The sequence below is a fragment of the Methylomonas methanica genome (genome assembly GCF_001644035.1).
Classification (GTDB): Bacteria; Pseudomonadota; Gammaproteobacteria; order Methylococcales; family Methylomonadaceae; genus Methylomonas; species Methylomonas methanica_A.
Map to the genome: position 1 here is coordinate 98,146 of NZ_LUUG01000049.1, position 20,160 is coordinate 118,305.

The 20,160-nt window shown below is 53.2% G+C and carries 14 protein-coding genes; 6 read left to right on the plus strand and 8 right to left on the minus strand.

The window, feature by feature from the left end; all coding sequences use genetic code 11:
* The first annotated feature begins 3 nt into the window (after positions 1–3).
* Positions 4–474, plus strand: coding sequence for a bacterioferritin (gene bfr / locus A1332_RS04430; protein ID WP_064007347.1), 471 nt, complete (start codon positions 4–6; stop codon positions 472–474).
* Positions 475–592: 118 nt separating this feature from the next.
* On the opposite strand, the gene A1332_RS04435 is transcribed toward bfr, so the two are convergent.
* The 5 genes from A1332_RS04435 to A1332_RS04455 form a co-directional block, all read right to left on the minus strand.
* A complete protein-coding gene (locus A1332_RS04435; RefSeq protein ID WP_064007348.1) occupies positions 593–3,748 on the minus strand; it encodes a response regulator in 3,156 nt (1,051 codons plus the stop codon).
* Between the two features lie 217 nt (positions 3,749–3,965).
* Entirely contained in the window at positions 3,966–6,608 is a 2,643-nt protein-coding gene (locus tag A1332_RS04440) for a PAS domain S-box protein (protein ID WP_064007349.1), read from the minus strand.
* Positions 6,605–8,929, minus strand: a complete 2,325-nt coding sequence (locus A1332_RS04445; RefSeq protein WP_064007350.1) for a PAS domain S-box protein — start codon at positions 8,927–8,929, stop codon at positions 6,605–6,607. The genes A1332_RS04440 and A1332_RS04445 overlap by 4 nt, the downstream gene beginning before the upstream one ends.
* A gap of 5 nt (positions 8,930–8,934) precedes the next feature.
* Positions 8,935–9,858, minus strand: coding sequence for a response regulator (locus tag A1332_RS04450; protein WP_064007351.1), 924 nt, complete (start codon positions 9,856–9,858; stop codon positions 8,935–8,937).
* A gap of 7 nt (positions 9,859–9,865) precedes the next feature.
* Positions 9,866–10,966 (minus strand): response regulator, encoded by a 1,101-nt coding sequence (locus tag A1332_RS04455; RefSeq protein ID WP_064007352.1) that lies wholly within the window; start codon positions 10,964–10,966, stop codon positions 9,866–9,868.
* 311 nt (positions 10,967–11,277) lie between these two features.
* Between A1332_RS04455 and tgt the strand changes: the two genes are divergently transcribed.
* The gene (tgt, locus tag A1332_RS04460) at positions 11,278–12,387 is read left to right on the plus strand and encodes a tRNA guanosine(34) transglycosylase Tgt (protein ID WP_064007353.1); all 1,110 of its coding nucleotides are present in this window, start codon (positions 11,278–11,280) and stop codon (positions 12,385–12,387) included.
* 55 nt (positions 12,388–12,442) lie between these two features.
* On the opposite strand, the gene lpxB is transcribed toward tgt, so the two are convergent.
* From lpxB to A1332_RS04475, 3 genes are read right to left on the minus strand one after another with little or no spacing between them, the layout of a single operon-like run.
* Positions 12,443–13,612, minus strand: coding sequence for a lipid-A-disaccharide synthase (gene lpxB, locus A1332_RS04465; protein WP_064007354.1), 1,170 nt, complete (start codon positions 13,610–13,612; stop codon positions 12,443–12,445).
* Positions 13,613–13,665: 53 nt separating this feature from the next.
* The gene (locus A1332_RS04470) at positions 13,666–14,763 is read right to left on the minus strand and encodes a DegT/DnrJ/EryC1/StrS family aminotransferase (protein WP_064007355.1); all 1,098 of its coding nucleotides are present in this window, start codon (positions 14,761–14,763) and stop codon (positions 13,666–13,668) included.
* A gap of 12 nt (positions 14,764–14,775) precedes the next feature.
* Entirely contained in the window at positions 14,776–15,714 is a 939-nt protein-coding gene (locus tag A1332_RS04475; RefSeq protein WP_064007356.1) for a Gfo/Idh/MocA family protein, read from the minus strand.
* Positions 15,715–15,953: 239 nt separating this feature from the next.
* Here A1332_RS04475 and A1332_RS04480 point away from each other — a divergent pair, with 239 nt between their 5' ends.
* Genes A1332_RS04480 through A1332_RS04495 form a run of 4 tightly spaced genes read left to right on the plus strand, consistent with a single transcriptional unit; the run spans position 15,954 to position 20,160 of the window.
* Positions 15,954–17,426, plus strand: coding sequence for a hypothetical protein (locus tag A1332_RS04480; RefSeq protein ID WP_064007357.1), 1,473 nt, complete (start codon positions 15,954–15,956; stop codon positions 17,424–17,426).
* Positions 17,427–17,428: 2 nt separating this feature from the next.
* Positions 17,429–17,935, plus strand: a complete 507-nt coding sequence (locus tag A1332_RS04485; RefSeq protein WP_064007358.1) for a cytochrome c3 family protein — start codon at positions 17,429–17,431, stop codon at positions 17,933–17,935.
* 11 nt (positions 17,936–17,946) lie between these two features.
* On the plus strand, positions 17,947–18,528 hold the full coding sequence (locus A1332_RS04490; RefSeq protein WP_064007359.1) for a hypothetical protein: 582 nt from the start codon (positions 17,947–17,949) through the stop codon (positions 18,526–18,528).
* A gap of 15 nt (positions 18,529–18,543) precedes the next feature.
* Positions 18,544–20,160, plus strand: coding sequence for a methyl-accepting chemotaxis protein (locus tag A1332_RS04495; RefSeq protein ID WP_064007360.1), 1,617 nt, complete (start codon positions 18,544–18,546; stop codon positions 20,158–20,160).

Sequence of the window (20,160 nt, forward strand, 5' to 3'; positions counted from 1 at the left end):
CATATGCAAGGCGACAAACAAGTCATAACGTATTTAAACGAATTACTGGCGGGCGAACTAACAGCTATTGACCAGTACTTTATCCATTCCCGAATGTATGAAAACTGGGGCTTAAGCAAATTATACGAACGCATCAATCACGAAGTTCAAGACGAAACCAACCACGCCGATGCCTTGATCAAACGGATTTTGTTTCTGGAAGGCACCCCGGATTTATCCAAGCGCGAACCGCTGGCAGTCGGTACGAACGTGCCGGAAATGCTGAAAAACGATTTGGCGGTCGAATATAAGGTGGTTACGGATTTGCGCAAAGTGATCGCCTATTGCGAAAGCGTACGCGATTACCAAACCCGGGAAATTCTGGAAGTGATGCTGGACGACACCGAGGAAGATCACGCTCATTGGCTGGAACAACAATTGGGCCTGATCGACATCATCGGTTTGCCAAATTATCTACAATCGCAAATGTCCTGACTCGGCAATTTGCTTAGCAATAGCCGCCGTTTCTTTTAGTTACTGCGGCTTTTTTGTGTCCGCCGCTACCGGCATAAAACCTCACCAATCGTTCAGCGTTTCCCAAAGGCATTGGTTGCTACTCCAAGGCCTGTAAAGTTAGTAACGCCGCTTGATAGTCGAAGGCTTCTATTTGCCGGGCAAACTCGGAATACGAAGCACCCAATTTCGCCCGCAACAATACCGCATATTCGCGAGCCAGACGGCTGGCTTGCGCATCACCAATTGCCAGCAGGCTCGCCAGCGCGGCAACGACTTGACGCGTATTTTCCGCATCGATAATCGCCTCGCCCACTTCATTCGTCGCCGATTGCGCAGGTAAAGCCAGGATGGCACGGACCAGATGCGTCAATTCGCTATCGCACAAACCCGCCAATTCCATACACACCGGCAAACTGCTGTTCTCGGCTATCGCCCGGTCCAACTTAGCCGCCAAATCGGCAACCTGTTTGGCGCCCAGCGTGCCGGCAACGCCTTTTAAACAGTGACTGATGCGTTTTGCTTCGTCGGGTTTGCCATCGACCAAGTAGGCCTGGACTTGTTTCAAGTCTTCGTTATGGGTATTGGCGAACATGCTCAACAAACGTTGATACTTATCCACGTCACCCTTCACCACGGCAAGTCCTTGCCTGGTGTCCAGGCCGCCGATGCTCAGTAAGACCGACGGCACAGTATCGCCAGTTACCACATATTTTGGCGAAATGCGCGCGGTTTCAGCTTTATCGGAACTGACGGGACGCGTACCGGAACGCGGCGACAACCAGCGCAACAAGGCCGCGTAAAGGTCTTCCGGAATCACCGGTTTCGCAACAAAATCGTTCATACCGGCGGCGAGCGAAACATGCCGGTCTTCCTCAAACGCGGCGGCAGTCATCGCCAAAATTGGTAAGCGGGTAAAACTCGGCTGCGCGCGTATCGCCCGCGTAGCTTCCAAACCGTCCATTTCCGGCATTTGTACATCCATCAGCACCAGATCGTAGGTGTTCTTGCCGATTTTTTCGAGGGCGATTCGCCCGTTCTCGGCGGTGTCCACCGCCAAACCAACACCATGCAACAACTCCAGTGCCACTTCCCGATTAATCGGATTGTCTTCCACTAAAAGCAGGCGCGCGCCGGCATAATCTCGGCGTAGCATCATTTCCGCGTCGGCGGGTTTTTCAATGGTTTGTAAAGGCATGATACCGTGCCCGCGCTGCACCAGAGCGGTAAACCAAAAGCGACTACCTTGACCCAGTACGCTATCGACGCCCGCATCACCGCCCATCATATTCGCCAGCCGACGGGTAATTGCCAAGCCTAAGCCGGTCCCGCCATATTTACGGGTGGTAGACACATCGGCCTGGGTGAAAGCCTGAAATAAGCTAGTTTGTTGGTCCGCTTCAATCCCGATTCCGGAGTCGCTCACCTCGAAGCGCAGCAGCAAACCCGCAGCGGTTTCCTCCTGCACCATCGCCCGCAACCGAATCGAACCGCGTTCGGTAAACTTGACCGCATTGGTGGCGTAGTTGAGCATGGCCTGCCGCAGACGCATCGGGTCCCCGCGCAGCCATGGCGGGACGCCCTCCCCATCCACCTCTATGCTCAACGCCTTGGCCCGCGCCTGCTCGGCAATAATGGAGCGAATATGGTCCAACACCGTTGCCAGGGAAAAATCGGTTTGCTCCAGTTCCAGCCGCCCGGCTTCGATCTTCGATAAATCCAGTACGTCGTTAATGATGGACAGCAGATGCTGGGCGGCGCCGTCGATTTTGTCCAGACGCTCGCTTTGTTCCGGGTTGGGACTGCTTTGCCGCAGCAAATACGTCAAGCCGATGATGGCATTCATTGGCGTACGAATCTCGTGGCTCATATTGGCCAAAAAGGCGCTCTTGGCTTGATTGGCGGAATCCGCCAACACTTTAGCCGCTTCCAGTTCCGCCGTGCGGCTGGCAACCAAATCTTCGAGGTGATGCCGATACTGGTCCAATTCCAGCGCGACGCGTTTTTTTTCGGTGATGTCTTCCTGGACCGCCACAAAATGGGTAACGTTGCCATCGGCTTGGCGGATTGGCACGATAATGGCAAATTCCACATACTCGCTACCATCCTTGCGTTTATTGATAAATTCGCCTTTCCAGGTCTGGCCACGGCCGAGTGCGGTCCACAAAGCCCGATAATTTTCCGCCGGGGTTTTTTTCGATTGCAACATGCGCGGATTGCGGCCGATGACCTCGTCGCGTTGGTAGCCGCTGACCTGCAAAAACGCCTCGTTAACGTATTCGATTTCCCCGTTCAGATTGGTGATGATGATGCTGGCCGGGCTTTGTTCTACCGCCTGCGCCAACTTACGCAGTTGCTGTTCGGTTTGTTTGCGCTCGCTAATATCCAGATTAATGCCAAACAGCCTTACCGGTTTACCGTCGGCGTCGTATTGTGCGCGACCCTTGCTGCTCAGCCAGCGGGTTTCGCCTGATTGCAGGATAAAGCGGAACTCAACCTCGAACGGCTCGCCGCGCAAAATGCGGCTTTCCCACTGGTCGTCTATCAAATGCACATCGTCCGGATGCACATTCGCCCGCCATTCGTCGTTAGATCGCAAACCGCCTGACTGCGCGCCATACAGGCGCTCGCACTCCGGCGACCAATAGCATTGATCGTTAACAATATCCCAATCCCAAATCCCGACATGCGCGCCTTCCTGCGCCATCATCAAACGCCGTTCGCTTTCGCGCAAGGCTTCCGCGGTCGCTTCCGCGCGTTGGCGGGCTGCGATGGCATCTTCCATCAAATTCAAGGCCGCCAACTGCGCCTGGTGTTGCTCTAACAGAGCCTGCTCCTGACTTTGCTGCGAGGCCTCTTCCGCGGCCCGCCTGATCCGGCGTTGATCGCGCTCCCGGACAGCCCGGCGTATGGACGGCAGCAAGCGGACCGGATTGTCCTTGAACACGAAATCGACCATACCCAGCCGCAACAACTCCATCGCAACTTCCTCACCCACGCTGCCGGACACCAGAATAACCGGCAAATCTATACTGTGAGCTTGAATGAATTGCAAGGTGCCGCGAGTATCCATTCCCGGCACCTTGTAATCCGACAGAACCAAATCCCAGTCGTCTTGCAAGGCAAGCACCAGCGCCGAGTTGCTATCTATCCGCCGGCATTCCACGGCCATGCCGTTTTGCTGTAAGTGGTGTACCAGCGCCAGATAATCAGCCTGTACATCTTCGATAATCAGTAGTTTCAATACTGGATTCATAGGCTTATCACGATCAACATGGGGGATAAGTAATATTCTCCCCCGGCGGGGCAAGGCCAAAAGACCCGGCGTTTTACTGAATTTACATTTACCCGGCCCTTAAATATCCTCGCTCCCGCGCAGGCAGGAGCCCAGCGGCCGCAATGGATTCCCGCCTGCGCGGGAATGACGAATCCAGGGATCTTAAGGGACGGGTTAATAATCAGGCGGACGCGTTTCATCGCCGGTCACTCAGGGTCGGGGTTATCCCGGTCCGCTCCATAAACGCCAGAGGATAGGGTTGTTCCCGCCCCAGTTGCCGAGACAGCTCGTTGACGGTTTGTTTTAGCGCAATCATGTCCACTTCCCGGCCGACCATGGCCCGATTGAAGCGCTGTAGCGCATCGGTTTGCTCGCGCAAAGCTAGCTCCGAGGCCTTGCGCTCGCTAATATCCAAGGCGTAAGACACACGTCTGAATGGCTTGCCGTCGCCGGACTTAATGATGGTCACGTCTATCATCACCGGAAAACGGCTACCGTCCTTGCGCTGATGTTCGGTCTCAAACACCCCATGGCAGGTGGTATCGAGGCTCTCGATCCGGTCTTTGATCTGATCGATTAAATCAGCCGGATAAACCATTAGTACCGGTTTACCGATCAATTCTTCCGTAGTGTAGCCGCGCTCCGCGGCAAAGACCGGATTCACCGCCAAAAACAAATTGGTCTGAGCATCGGCAATCGCCAAGCCGAATTCAGCGTTTTCGAATGCTTGCGCCCAGAGTTTAAGTTCGCTTTCGGTGTTTTTACGCTCGGTAATATCGATGCAAATACCGAACAAGCGCTTGGGTTTTCCCATTTCATCATAATGGGCGCCGCCTTTAGAGTTTAGCCATCTGACGCTTCCGGATTGCAGTTGTACCCGAAAATCAAAATCAAACGACTGGCGCGCCACTACCGCCGCGTCTCGCCGGCGCTCCAATTCAGGCAGGTCCCCTGGATACACAACTTGGCTGAAGGCCTGATAATTACCCGGAAAAGTCCCTGGTGCATAACCAAACATGGCCTCAAGTTCGGCAGTCCATTGCACTTTGCCGCTAGCAATATGCCAATCCCAGATACCAATGCTGGCACTACTTTGCGCTAAGCGTAAACGTTCCTCGCTCTCGACCAGGGCAATCTCCGCCAATTTACGCTCGGTGATATTGGTGTGAGAAACCACCGCGCCGCCTTCCGCAGTTTCCAAAGGCGTGACGACCATAGCAAACCAGCGCTGCTTCTGCGCGGAATGGCAGGCATATTCATACCTAAAACGGGGAAGCCGGCCTTCCAAAACAGCCGACAACCCGGTGGATACCGCCAACGATCCCTGCCTATACGGACCCGATGCCTGCCGGCAAACCTGCAAATAATTGGTACCTATGCCGCAAACATCAACGGATTTCCCGCATGCCAGGGCATTATCCTCGGCAAACTGCTGCCAGGGTCTATTGACGGAGACAATTACGCCATCGCGGTCCAACACCGCGATGTTGGCGCTCACTGAATCCAAAATAGCCCGCTTGAATTCTTCACTTTCGCGCAGCGAGGCATTAGCCACCTCGACCGCTTCACGGGCCGCAAGCGCATCCTCCATCAAATTAAGCGCGGCTAACCTGGCCTCGCTTTGCTTTTCCAGGGCCGCCCGCTGTGCATCTTGCAGTGCAAGTTCGGCCTGTTTACGCGGGCTTATATCCTGCAAGGTGCCATGCAAAGCCACAATATTAGCCTGCTCATTGCGGACCGGCTCGCCTCGGGCTACTACCCAGCGACGCAGACCGTCATGGTCCATCAATTCCGCCTCGCATTCGTAAGCTACGCCATCGCTACAGGCCTTAGCTACGGCAGCCTGCAAGCCCTGCCAGCTATCGGGCTTAAAATACCGGGCAACCTCCTCATAGTCGGCTGGCGGTAAATGGGGATCGCGGCCGAACAAACTGTAAATCTGTTCCGACCACTTCAGTTCGCCAGTTTGCAAGTCCCATGTCCAGCTGCCTAAAGCGGCTAAACGCTGGGCACTTTTCAAAGCCGTTTCGCTGTTATGTAGCGCCAGCACCGCTTGCTCGCGCTGCTCAATATCTTCCATGATCAAAATAAAACACTCGGGCCGACCATCCGATTTGCGCGCAGCGGAAGCACTTAATTTAACCCAGACGATACTGCCGTTCTTGCGAATAAAGCGCTTGTCTCCGGAAAAGCTATCCACTTCGTCCGTCGGCACCTGCAACAGACCGCCACAATCCTCCCGATAGACAATGTCCGAAAAATTGCTGGTTAGCAATTCTTCGTCGCTATAACCGACTATCTCGCAAAACTTGCGGTTAGCCTTCAGCCACCGTCCGTCCGGAGTTAATAGACAAATCCCTACCGCCGCCTGTTCGAACGTGGTCTGGAATAAGGCTTGGCTATACCGCAGCTTGTCCCGCGTTTCCAGCAATTGCCGCCAGTGCGCATTTTCGCGTTGCCGGGTGCGTAGCAAGAATTCGCTAAACAGGCTAATTAAAACGCCATTGGCAATTAATAGCGTCCATTGCGCCACATCGTAAATTCCGGCAATCGCCAAGCTGCGATACGGTGGCAGCAACTGGAAATCAGTCACAACGGCCGTCATCAAGGTCGCCAATAGTCCAGGCCCCAAGCCGCCGAGCAAGGCACTCACGATCACCGGAAACAAAAACAGCAGCAACATGGGGCGTTCGCCGAAGGATGCTGGCAAACTCAGACGAATTGCCAGCGCAACCGCAACCAGCAGCACCGCCAATACATAGCCGAGTCTATGCCTAAGCAGGTAACGAGAACGCACCAGCTTGGAAAAATCGCCAAATGGCAGCTCAGCGATACTCATAAGCTGTCTTCTTCCGCAGCCGACGTGTTGCCGCTTATCAACCCGTTTCCATGTATTACTAGTACTTGGTTCGAGCTGAGCTGGTCGAAGCCGGACCCGGCACGCCCTTCGTCAGGCTCATGCCTAGCGGTATTTATGGGCTGGGTTGATAAAAACGTCAATGCATAAGGTGGTTGCCGGCCCAGCTCCGCAGACAGATCATTGATCTGCTGCTTTAACTTAACCATATCCAGCTCGCGGCCTACCATGGCCCGGTTAAAACGTTCTAATTCATCGTTACGCGCCTTTAGTTCCGCGGCCTGGAGATTGAGTTGGTGTTCGGCGGCTTTACGGGCACTGATATCCAGAATGAAACCAATCACCGCCGGGCGGTTTTGGTATGTAAAACCGCGTCCATGTACTTCGACGTCAATGCCGTGGCCGTCGCGATGTATGCCTTCAAAGCAGTAATTAATGTCCTCAACCTCGCCATCGATACGTCGACGCAAATTTTCCAACACCATCTGCCGGTCCCGTGGACAGACCAGATCCGCCACCAGTTTGCCGTCGATAATGTCCTCAGCCCGCTGATAGCCGAAGATCGCCGCAAATCCCGGGTTGACGTAAACGAAACGCCCGTCTTGAATAATATAAATGCCCGCCAGCGACTGTTCTACCAAGCCGCGAAAGCGTGCCTCGCTTTCGCGTAACTCAAGCTCGGCCTGCTTACGTTCGGTAATATCTCTCGAGATACCGAACAGCCCTATCACTTTACCGTTCTCATCGCACAACGGCCCTTTGGTTGCCAGGAACACTCTAGGTCCGTGTTGAGTGTCCAGTGTTTCTTCATTAGTCAGAGTGATATTTTCTGCCATCACCCGCCGGCCAAAATCCCGTAATTGCTCGGCTTGCTCGAGCGGAAATATGGCTGTGTCGTCCAGACCTAGCACTTCCTCTACCGGCTTACCGACAAAATTGGCGGCGGCGGTATTAAACAGGATGTAACGGCCCTCTAGGTCCTTGGCGTATATCGCGTCCACGGACAAATCGGATATGGCGGCTAATAAATCCAGCGCCCGCAGACGCTCCGCTTGCGCTTTCTGTACCGCCGTGGCCAAGGCCAAGCTCTGACTCTGCCGCAACAGATAAAAACCGGCGCAGACTATAAAAATGGTCAAACTGCCGACGCACACGATCCAAAAGACTTCACTCCGGGCCTTGGTGTAGATTTCGACCTTATCCAGCTTGGTCAGTAACAACCAGTCCGTGCCGCTTATGGCCTGCACCAGGCCAATAACGGAAACATTGCGGTAGTCCTTGGCTTCCAGGACGTTATCGAGGCTAGCTTGACTTTGCAGCGCCTTGCCGGCCAATAAATTTGCAGTGTTGAGCGGCAGACGAAAAGATGCCGCCGCATCCGGACGAAAGCGCAGCGGATTCAGATAGAGAATTTCATCGCCCTCACGCCGAAACAACAAGGTTTCGCCGCTGCCGCTAGCTACCGGCCAACTCGCCAGAACCGGAAACAGCCACTGGCTAAGATCAAGATGCAAAACAATCAGCGGCGCCGCTACCTGATGATGGGCTGTCAGCGGCACAACCAAATCCAGCAGGACGCGTCCGCCGTCATCTTTGTAAGGATCGACTAATTGGACTTGCCGGGCTTTTGTCGACAGCTCCGCAACCTTTAGCAGCCCAGGCAAGAGCGTGGCGGGTGCATTCGCGGAACGCCATAAACGCTCGCCTTCAGGTTTAAGCAGGCTGATGGCCGAGATTCCCCAGCTTTTGCGAAATTGTTCCAAACGGCTTTGCAGGCGTTCGGCGCTTTGCATATCGCCATCAATCTGCCAGCGTTGATACAGGTCGATGATAAATTCGCTGGTTTGGATAAAATCCGCATCGCCGCGCCGTTCATTTAGCCAGTCGCTGATTTGCCTGGACTTGAGGCCGGCGACCGCCTGTAGCCGGCCGAACTCCTCTTGAGTGTGTTGCTCGATGGTCAGAGCCACGCTTGCCGCCATCAAAGCCAAGATGACCGCCATCAACAAACCCAGCGACAACAACTGGCTTCGCGGCGCGGGGGGAATAGTTTGGGGTTTGGCGTTTCGGCCAAACCAGCGCCGCATCAAGCCGTAGAGCAGTAAAGATGTCACCAGCACGTAAACCCAGCCTTTCAGCATACTAGCTAGCGTAAGCTGGTCGGGGTCTTTGAAAAAGTGGTGAAGCAACTGATCCGACACCAAAATCCAGCTGGCGGCGAAGATGGCGTATATCAGCACCACGGCTAATACGCTTTTGCGGCTGACCTGCGCTGAGTTTGAGTGATCGTTATTCGACAGCATTGACTTCAATCATCGAAGAAGCCATATAGAGGAGACACTCCGTTAACCACAGCGCATACCGTATTGCCGTTACCCTGATATTCCAGACGATCAAAACTCATCAGTCTGGCCATCGCGATACCTCGGCCGTGCAAATCGAACACCCGCTCCGGGGAAAAATCCAGAAAATCCTGCCAATTAAAACCGGCACCCTGATCTTGAATGGTAAACACCAGCTTATCCGGGAATCGCTGGAAATGCACAGTAACAAAACGCCGGCTAAATTCCGGGAGTGTCAAACGCCTTTGAATTTCGTCCAGCCAGACTCCCGCCAGCATCAGCTCGCCTTTTTCCGCATAGGAAACGCCCAGGTTACCGTGCTCGACCGCATTAATCATCAGCTCTTGCAAACCGTGGATAACCCGCTCGGGCTCCGGACAGGATTGGGCTAAACAATGACTCAACATCTTCGCTTCATCGAGATCGCGAAAACGAAACACAGCGGAATGCAGTAGCGTCAACGGACGTTCGGCGCGATTGACTGTTTCGGACATCTCCTGCAACTCACGGCGCTGTTGCAGTGCGGCATTGATCACGGCGATCAATATTTCCGGTTGAATCGGTTTGGTCAAATAGTAATAAGCCCCCTGACTAAGCCCTTCCTGGATGCTTTTCTTGTCGCTGCGTGCGGTCTGCATAATCACCGGAATGGCGGCCAAGACCCGATCACTCTTGATCAATCGCAGCAATTCCATGCCGTCCATCCCCGGCAAGCCCCGGTCCAGCAGCACCAAATCGTAGCCGGCGTGGTCGTGTTGCAACGTTTCCCAAGCAATGCAGCCATTGGCGCAAACCGTCACCAGAAAGCCTTCGGCGGCGAGTAAATCCCGAATAATGATGGCAATAATTTCCTCGTCTTCAACCAACAATATGCGAGCGTTTTGTGTCATGACTCATTTACTCCGCGATTGAATCGAGATGGCGTTGGGCAATATCGCGGAATGAGTCAAAATCGGCTAAAAAGGCATCGGCCATATCCGGATCAAAGTGGCGACCACGTCCTTCAGCAATAATAGCCTTGACTTCAGCGAAAGCCATGGGCTCTTTGTAAACACGCCGGGAAATCAACGCATCGAATACATCCGCGAGCGCCATAATCCTCGCCGAAACCGGGATAGCATCGCCTGCCAGCGCGTCCGGATAGCCGCTGCCATCCCATTTTTCATGGTGCCAATGCGCAATTTCCTTGGCCAAAATCAAAAACTCCACCGAGCGCGTGGCATCACGTTCGGCCATTTCTATCGCGTCGCTGCCCAATTTGGCGTGGGTCTTCATCACTGCCCATTCCTCGCGGGTTAATTTGCCTGGCTTTTGCAGGATCGCGTCCGGTATGCCCACTTTGCCAATATCGTGTAACGGCGCGGAGCGCGTCAGCAATTCGATGTAATGATCGGTCAATGTCGCGAAAAAGCGCGGATGGCTCTGCAAGGCCAGGGCTAAATGCTGGACATAACCTTGGGTGCGCAGGATGTGGTTGCCGGTTTCCGGATCGCGAATTTCCGCCAGATGCGCCAAGGCGCGAATGCTGACTTTTTGAATCAACTCGTTTTCGCTCATCCTCTTGGCTATTTCCATTTCCAGGTAGGTATTTTCATCGCGCAGCCAATCTCTGGCCTGCTTCAGCTCCAGTTGGGTGCGGATGCGCGCTAAAACGATGGGCGGCAGGATGGGTTTGGTGATGTAATCGACCGCGCCGACATCCAGTCCATGCAGTTCGGACTCCATACTGTCCATCGCGGTGACGAATATCACCGGAATCGTACGCGTAATAGGATCGGCGCGCAGATGCTCGAATACTTGATAACCGTCCATGCCCGGCATCATCACGTCAAGCAGAATCAAATCGGGGTAAGGCTGGTTGGCGACCATCTGCAAGGCTCTTTGCCCGGAGGTTGCAACCCGCACGCGGTATTGCGGTTGCAGTAATTCGCTGATGACGGTGAGATTTTCCGGAGAGTCGTCGACTACCAAAATGGTTTTGCTTTTTGTATCAAACATAGCCTCTCCCCGAGAATGGCCGATTGTAGTTGTTATGGCCTGAAAAAAATTCATCACTATCGCTAAGGGGCGAGAGACTCGATGTCATTAAAATTGCCCGATAATAAACAAAAATACCGCCTGATGGGCATATGCATACAAAAGCTGCGGTAATCTAATCAAATTTTTTTTGAAGCTAACCAACACACACACCCTGATTTTCGGGCAGCGAAACTGCCAAAACAGGATTATTCTGCGCCGAACTACATATCCTCTGGCTTGAGGAACAAAAAGAACCGATAATTTCGCCTTTTTTCGTTTGCCGGATTTCCATGGAATTCAAACTCAAAGCCACCGACGGTCACGCCCGCCGAGGTCAACTAACTTTTGCCCGCGGCGTGGTGGAAACACCGATTTTCATGCCGGTCGGCACCTACGGCACGGTAAAGTCTTTAACCCCGGAAGATTTAAACGAGTTGGGCGCGCAAATCATACTGGGCAACACCTTTCATTTGTTGCTGCGGCCCGGCATGGAAGTGATGAAAGCCCACGGCGACCTGCACGATTTCATGCGCTGGCAAAAGCCGATCTTGACCGACTCCGGCGGTTTTCAGGTGTTCAGCCTGGGTGCATTGCGCAAAATCAGCGAACAAGGCGTAACGTTTAAATCGCCGGTCAATGGCAGCAAAATATTCATGGGCCCGGAAGAGTCGATGCAGGTGCAACGCGACCTAGGGTCGGATATCGTGATGATTTTTGACGAATGTACCCCATACCCGGCCACCTATCAAGAAGCCGCCGACTCTATGCGCTTGTCCCTGCGTTGGGCAGAACGCAGCAAGCGCGCGCACGAAGGCAACTCGTCCGCACTGTTCGGCATTGTGCAAGGCGGCATGTATCCGCAATTGCGCGAAGAATCCATAGCCGGTTTGACCGACATCGGCTTTGACGGCTATGCCATCGGCGGCCTATCGGTAGGCGAGCCCAAACACGAAATGCTGGCAACGCTGGATGCGATTCATCAGAAAATGCCGGTGGATAAACCCCGTTATCTGATGGGTGTCGGCACCCCGGAAGATCTGGTGGAAGGTGTCAGGCGCGGCATCGATATGTTCGATTGCGTGATGCCGACCCGCAACGCCCGCAACGGCCATTTATTTACCCGCCACGGCGTGATCAAAATCAGAAACCAGCAATACCAATTCGATACTCGGCCACTGGACGAGGATTGCAGTTGTTACACCTGCCGAAATTACTCACGTTCGTATCTAAAGCACCTGGATAAATGCAAGGAAATGTTGGGCTCCAGGCTCAACACCATCCACAATCTGCACTACTACTTGGAATTGATGCAAGGTTTGCGGGACGCAATCGAAAATCAAACCTTCGATACGTTTGTCGCCGCATTTTACGACCAACGCGACAGTCGCAGTCCGGTTTAATACTGACTGTAAATCTTCAAATCCGGCTGCTTGCCAACAGAGCAGCCCGGATGTTTTATAGGTCCTGGGCGGCTATTTGCCCGCCCAACATCTCCAAAGCCAGTTCCGCCATATTTTTTGAGCCGCCACCATCGCCAAGCTGGTGTTTGACGGCCTGTAACGCCGAAATGCAGCGCTGCCGATAATCCCCGTCGGCCAACAAATTGAAAATCTCGGTCGCCAAATTCTCCGCGGTCAGTTGCTCCTGAATCAATTCTTTGACTACGGCCTTGCCGGCAATGATATTCGGCAAACCGATAAACGGGATCTTTACCAAGCGTTTACCCAACCAATAACTGAACGCTGCCAATCGATATACGATCACCATCGGCACACCGAGTAAGGCGATTTCCAGCGAGGCGGTGCCGGAGGTGGTCATCACCGCGTCGCAACATTGAATCGCATCATAGGGCTGCTGTTTGACGATATGGATTGCCACAGTACTATTAGCCAGATGCTCAGCCAATTCCGCATCGCTGATCGAATCGGCTTGCGGCAATACAAACTGCAATTCCGGCCGCTGCGCCGCCAATTTAGCCGCCGCCGCCAGCATCACCGGCAAGATGCGTTTGATTTCGTTACCCCGGCTGCCGGGGAGTATGCCAACGACAGGCCGATTGGGGTCCAGACCAAACACCTCGAAATCCTCGGACCGACTGCGTTGCGGATGGACTTTGTCGACCGAGGGATGGCCGACATAACGTACCGGTACGTTTTCGGCTTCGTAGTATTGGGTCTCGAACGGAAAGATGACCGCCATCATGTCGATGGCCTTGCCGTACGTCACTACCCTGCCCGGCCGCCAGGCCCAAACCTGTGGGCTGACGTAAAATAGCACTTTCACGCCTTGGTTTTTCGCAAAGCGCGCCAGCTTTAGATTGAACTCCTTGTAATCGACGCAAACCAGCAAATCCGGTTTTTCATCGGCAATGATTTGTTTCAGTAAATTCAACGCTCGGCGGATCTCGCCGTAGTGCTTCAGAATCTCCACCAAACCGATCACGCCTATCCCCGCCGAATCGTAACGCACGTCGATACCGGCCTGGCGCATTTTGCTGCCGCCCATGCCGATGCCGCGAATCGCCGGACAACGCTGTTTCAGTTCCAGATACATATTGGCGGCGTGTTGGTCGCCGGAGGATTCACCGGCGCTAAACAGCACCGTATAGACTGCTTGATTGGTCATTTGAGAGTTGTTGGTGGGCCGCTCATGGCTTAGCCCACCCTACATTTTTTGAATTACGCTTGGAAAACGCCGCGAATCACGCCGACAATTTGCTTGACGGTATCGTCGCTCAGGTTGGAACAAATCGGCAAAGAAAAACAGCGCGCCGCTACCGACTCGGTGACCGGCAAGGACAACCCGGCACACTCTTCCTTGAAGACATTTTGTTGATGCAGCGGCACCGGATAATACACCGCACAGCCAATTTTCTGCTCTTGCAAGGCCTTCATCACCTCGTCGCGGCGATCCGACAACAAGGTATATTGATGATAGACATGCACACCAATGCCGTCTTCATACGGCGTAGTCAAAGGCAAGTCGGCCATCAGCGCAGAATACAAATGCGCGGCATGGCGGCGAGCGGCATTGTATTGGTCAATGCGTTTTAACTTGGCGCGCAGCACTACAGCCTGTAACTCGTCCAGCCGGCTGTTGTAGCCGATCACGTCGTGGTAGTAGCGAACGTCAGAACCATGATTGCGGTATTGCTTGATCTTCGCGGCGGTCTCGTCGGAATCGGTGGTCACCAAGCCGCCGTCGCCGAAACAGCCCAGGTTTTTACTGGGAAAGAAACTAAAGCCGGCGGCGTTGCCGAAACTGCCGGTTTGCTTGTTGTAAACCGTCGCGCCGAAGGATTGCGCGCAGTCTTCAATCAGTTTCAAGCCGTGTTTGTCGCAAATAGCTTTGATAGCCGGCAAATCGGCAGGCTGGCCGAACAAATGCACCGGCATCACCGCCTTGGTTTTGGCCGTAATCGCTTTTTCGATATTGGCCGGGGTGATATTGAAAGTGCCCGGATCGATATCGACAAACACCGGCTTGGCACCGACATATTTGATCGCTTCGGCGGTGGCGATAAAGGTAAATGCGCTGGTAATCACTTCGTCGCCGGCGCCTATGCCTTCCGCCAACAAGGCCAAATGCAGCGCATCGGTGCCCGACGCACAACCGATAGCATGTTTAACCCCCAGATAGGCGGCGGCTTCTTTCTCGAAAGCCTGTACGTTCGGCCCCAGGATAAACGCGCAGTTGTTTAGAGTTTCGGTGAAACCGCCGACGATTTCATCTTGAATTTCCGCATACTGCGCTTGCAGATTGACCATGGGGATCATAGTGACAGCCCTTTATCGATGGATTAAGAATTTAGTGATTTCTATCGCGGTAGCCAGCGCTTTACGGCCCGCTTCGCCGGGAACCAGCGGATTCTCGCCGGTCTTGATGCAATTGACAAAATGTTTAATCTCGTCAAGCAGGGCGTCGCCGCTTTCAAATACCGATTCCTCGGTAACGATTTCCGGGATGCCGGGAAACATTTCCTTCTCGCCGGTCCTATGTTTGATCAAAACCCGGTTCTGAAAGTCCACGGAAATATAGGAACTGGGGCGGAACATGCGCATCTTGCGTTCCATCTTCATACTAATCCGACTAGCTGTCACGTTAGCCACGCAGCCGTTTTTAAACGTGATGCGGGCGTTGGCGATGTCGGTGCCTTGGGTCAGCACAGCCGTGCCGCTGGCATCTATTTTTTCCACTTCCGAATCGACCAGGGCCATGATGATATCGATATCGTGAATCATCAAATCCAGCACCACGCTGACGTCGTTGGCGCGCGGATTAAACGGCGATAGGCGATGCGACTCGATGAATAAAGGCTTATCTTCCATTTTTTCCAGACCGCGCACGGCTGGATTGAACCGTTCCAAGTGCCCGACTTGAAGAATGACGTTTTTTTTCTTGGCAATCGCGATCAGCTCATCAGCTTCTTCAACCGTAACGGTGATCGGCTTTTCCACCAATACATGCGCGCCGGCGTTCAGAAAGTCCTTGGATACGCGGTGGTGGTAACTGGTGGGCACCACAACGCTGACCGCATCGACTTTGCCCAGTAATTCCTGGTAATCCGTCAAAGCTTGAGAGCCGGTTTTTTCGGCGACTTGTTGAGCCGCCTCGGCATTGATATCAACCACCGCCACCAATTCGCAATCCTTTAACGATGCGTATTTTTCCGCATGAAACTTTCCTAAATATCCGGCACCTATCACGGCACATTTCAGTTTATTCATAAACGACCTAAGCTTGATTCGCGGTTCCCCAGCCTTTGACAGACGCGCGCCGGGCATAAAACCGTCCATTGTAACATTAGATTCTTTGTTGAATAAGCCGCACCGTCATTCGGAAACGGATCGGCGAATTTAGTGCGGCAATATGCACCAACTTGTAATGCCAACAAAAGCAACTAACCTTGCCTCATTACGACGATTCTGAAACAAACGTAGTCCTAAGCTTACACCCAGAGATAGACATGCATCCAAGAAACCAGCGAATAGCTATCGCCCTGCTTAGCTTGGCAGCCTACGCCGACGTACATGCAACCGCTGCGGAAGACGAGCATATTCGACAGATTGTGCAAGGCGTGCTGAAGGAAAAAGACCAGAAAATTGAACAACTGGAAGCCCGCATCAAACAACTGGAGCAGGAAAGAAACAATTCCGTCGCGGTGTCGGCAAACCCAACAGTGACTCCGGCCGGCGAACCCGCGCCGGCACCTGCACCGGTAAAAACCGCTGCCAATGCTAAGCCCGAGCCGACAGTGGATACCAAACTGAAAGCGCTGGACAAAAAAATTGCTGCTTTGAAAGAAGCAGCCGAAGCCAACGGCCTGCAAATGAGCGGCTTTTTCGACATCAACGCCAAAACCGGCAACTCTACCGACCAAACCTTCAGCGTCGGCTCGGTAGAATTGGATCTGGACTATGTGCATGACGACCACTTTGGTGCCAGCTCGGCGTTAGTACTCTGCGGCAATTCATCCAACGCCGATTATGGCGCGCCCGGCGCGGTATTCTGCGGTAATAGCGGCCCCGGCGCGCTAAGTGGCGGCAGCACCATGGCCGGCATCGCCGTCGCGCTGGTCGACTACCATTCATTCAATGATCGTATTCCCCCGCGTGGCCGGATTTTCAATAACAAAGGTTTTCACATCCAGGCCGGCCGTTTCGACTTACCGTTCGGTACCGATTACCAAAACTTCGCCAACAAGGACCGCATCACTATTACCGCGCCGTTGACCACCTCCCGCATGCAATTGGGCGGTTACAATGCCGACGGTATTCGTTCCTACGGCGCCTGGGATATGTTCAACTATTCGGTGTTCTGGACCGACGCCCTCTATGCCAACGACGGCCATACCGTCGGCGGCCGGTTGGGTCTGGCTTTGGGGCAAAACACCTACAAGATCCACAATGCCAATCCTGAAGGCATTGAAATTGGCGTTTCCCACCTCAGCGAGTTCGATGGCGAAAACCGGATCCGCAATACCGTTTACGGCGCGGACCTGAGTATCGGCTACGGCATATGGCGTTTACAAAACGAATTCATGCTGCTGAATGCGCATCAACAGGTGTTTTTGGAACAAGACGCGGACGGCAACCCATTGCCGATCATCATCCCCGATCCCAACACCAGCCCGTTCGGCAAGGGCCACCAATTGGGCTATCACTCCACACTGACCGTGGATTTGGAAAGCCTGAGCAAACAACCCATCGTGGCGTTCGCCCGCTACAGCCGCTGGCAACCTTCACAAGACCTTGGCCTGGACTTCGACGGCAGCACCGTGGCGATCAACGACATCTCCATGCTTAGCCTGGGCTTTAACTATAAATTTAGCGATCATTTGCGGGTCAAATTTGAATACAACGATTCGCTGGGCACGGAAACAGCCGAGCGTTATTTCGACAGAAAACTGGGCATAGCCCAAATCGTCATGTCTTTTTAATCATGAACAAGCTCCTATACAAATGCTTATTGGCCGGCGGCACCGGCGCACTTTTGCTGATGTTCGTCGGCGGCGCCCATACCGCCGACGAAAATCCGCACCTTATTTCCAAGCAATCGCCGCAAGCGGGGTGCAGTAATTGCCACACCACGACGCCGGAGCTGAAAGAGGACGGCATTTTCAACAGCAAAAATATAACAGCCGATCAAGCCACCTTCAGCAAGGACGGCGTGGCCATGTGTTCCTCGTGCCATAATCCCAACCAAGGCCACAAAGTGGGCTTGAATATCGACTTTCCGGTACCCGCCGACTTGCCGCTTAACGAGGAAAACGACATTACCTGTCTAACCTGTCACTACACGCACGGCAAGCTGGATAGCGACCGGCCGCAAGCCAGCCACAGTTTCATGGATAAACTGATGAATGCTGAAAGGCTGAAAAAAAGCTTTTTACTACGCCGTAACAACAGCGACGGCGAGCTCTGTTTAACTTGTCATAACGTCAACTAAGGTTCCTGAAAATGAACAATACCGTTACCAAACGCCGCCAAATTTTTATAAAAAAGGACTTCCAAGGCCGTTTCATCCTCGGCGCTTTTGCGCTGATATTGCTCGCCGGATTGTGTTCGGCACTCCTGATTTATTGGATGACCGGCGGCGATCTGCAAGCTCAATCCCAATCGGCGCACGCCAATATCGTCAACGCCGCGGAACGACTGGGCGTATCGATTTTAATCGGCAACTTGGTAGCCATTTTGGTTGCCGGCGGCATTGCGGTGAGCACCGTTCTGTACGCCTCGCACAAAATCGCCGGCCCTTTATACCGCTTCGAAACCCTCTGCCAAGAGGTCGGCGACGGCAAACTCGATACCGTCACGCACTTGCGGGAACACGATCAGCTACAGGATTTGGCGCTATCGTTCTCGAATATGGTTGCCAAGCTCCGCAACCGCCGGGACCATCGCACCCGCTTAATTGCTGAACTCAACCGGCAAATCGGCTTGTACGCCTTAAACAACGGCGACGCACTGTCAGAAACCCAACACCACGCTGTAGCGGCAATGGCGGCGTTGGTGACTGATTTAGAAAAACTAGAAAAATAATTGTCATCAAATCCCATGTTTAAAAATACCTCGATCAAATCTTCCCTGATCTTAATTGCATCCGCCTTGGCATTTGCCAATCTATTGTTCGTCTTTTCGCTATGGCACGCTTTTCAATCCATAGACGAAAACTTGCAGGCAGCGACTCAAAAACAAAACACCTCCGACTATTTGTCTCATGTGCGTTTTCATGTTGTGCAGATTCAGCAATTTCTTACCGACGTCGGCGCCACGCACAGTGATGGCGGCTTTGCGGAAGCCAAGCAAAATTTGGACGCGGCATTCGAGAATATCGACAAGGCGGCGCAGTCTTACCCCAGTTTGCAAACGCAACTGGCAAGCTTAAGACAGCAAATCCAGAACATGCATGATGCCGGCGTAAAAATGGGCTGGGACTATATCAATCTGGGCAACGAGGCCGGCACGGCAACCATGAAAGCACCGAACACGGGGCTTGACGATACAGCTGTCCGCCTAACCGGCGAATTAAACAGGACTACCGAGCAACTTGACCGGGAACTGACCCTAGCCAAAGAGCAATTAAGTTCGTCTTTGCACGATTACAGCCTATCGAGAATTGCTTTTTCCATCGTGTTGCTATTGTTCGTGATGGTCTGTTTAAGCATGCTTTATTTCAAAATAGAGCCGCCATTGACCGCTCTACAAAAATCGTTATATCTGCTAAGACAAGGCGGCGGCGATTTGACCCGGCGCATTCCGCACGAAGGCAGCGACGAAGTCGGCATTATCGTCACCCAGTTCAACGAATTTTTAAGCGTGTTACACAGTTTGATGCGGCAAGTGGCGATGGAGTCCGATCAGTTAAACACCGCTTCGAACCGCTTGAGCCAAATGTCCGAGCGTGTGCAAGAGGATATTCTGAAACAGCAAATGGGTACCGACCAGGTCGCGGCGACAGTAACGGAACTATCCGCGACAGTCACAGAAGTGTCTAACAATACCGCCAACGCCGCGCAAACTGCGCAGAGAAGCAGCGTGGCCGCCAACAATGGCAAAGCGGTGGTGACCAATACCGTGCAATCTATTCACGCGCTGTCGAACAATATTGACAGGGCCAGTACGGTAATCGGTAATGTCGAACAAAATTGCGTGAATGTCAGCTCGGTGCTGGATGTGATTCAGAGCATCGCCGACCAGACCAATTTATTGGCGCTAAATGCCGCCATAGAGGCTGCCAGAGCCGGCGAACAAGGCCGTGGTTTTGCGGTAGTGGCCGACGAAGTGCGCACACTGGCCAGCCGGACCCAGGACTCCACGCATGAAATTCAAGCGATGATAGAACGCTTGCAGCAAGGCTCGCGGGAAGCGGTAAAAGCCATGTCGGAAAGCCGGAATCAGGCTAAAGAGACCGTTGAAGTGATCGAAAGTACCGGCGAGTTGCTGGATAATATCTCAAGCATGGTGGCGCAAATTTCCACCATGAATACGCATATTTCCGACGCGGTGAAAGAACAAAAAATTGTGGTCGAGCACATTAATCAAAACATTAACTCGATTAATGACGTCACCATCAACAACTCGAGGGACGCTGAGCAAACAGCACAAGAAGCCCATCATTTGCAAAAAATCGCCGGTAATTTGCACACCACGATTTCACAGTTCAAGTTGTAA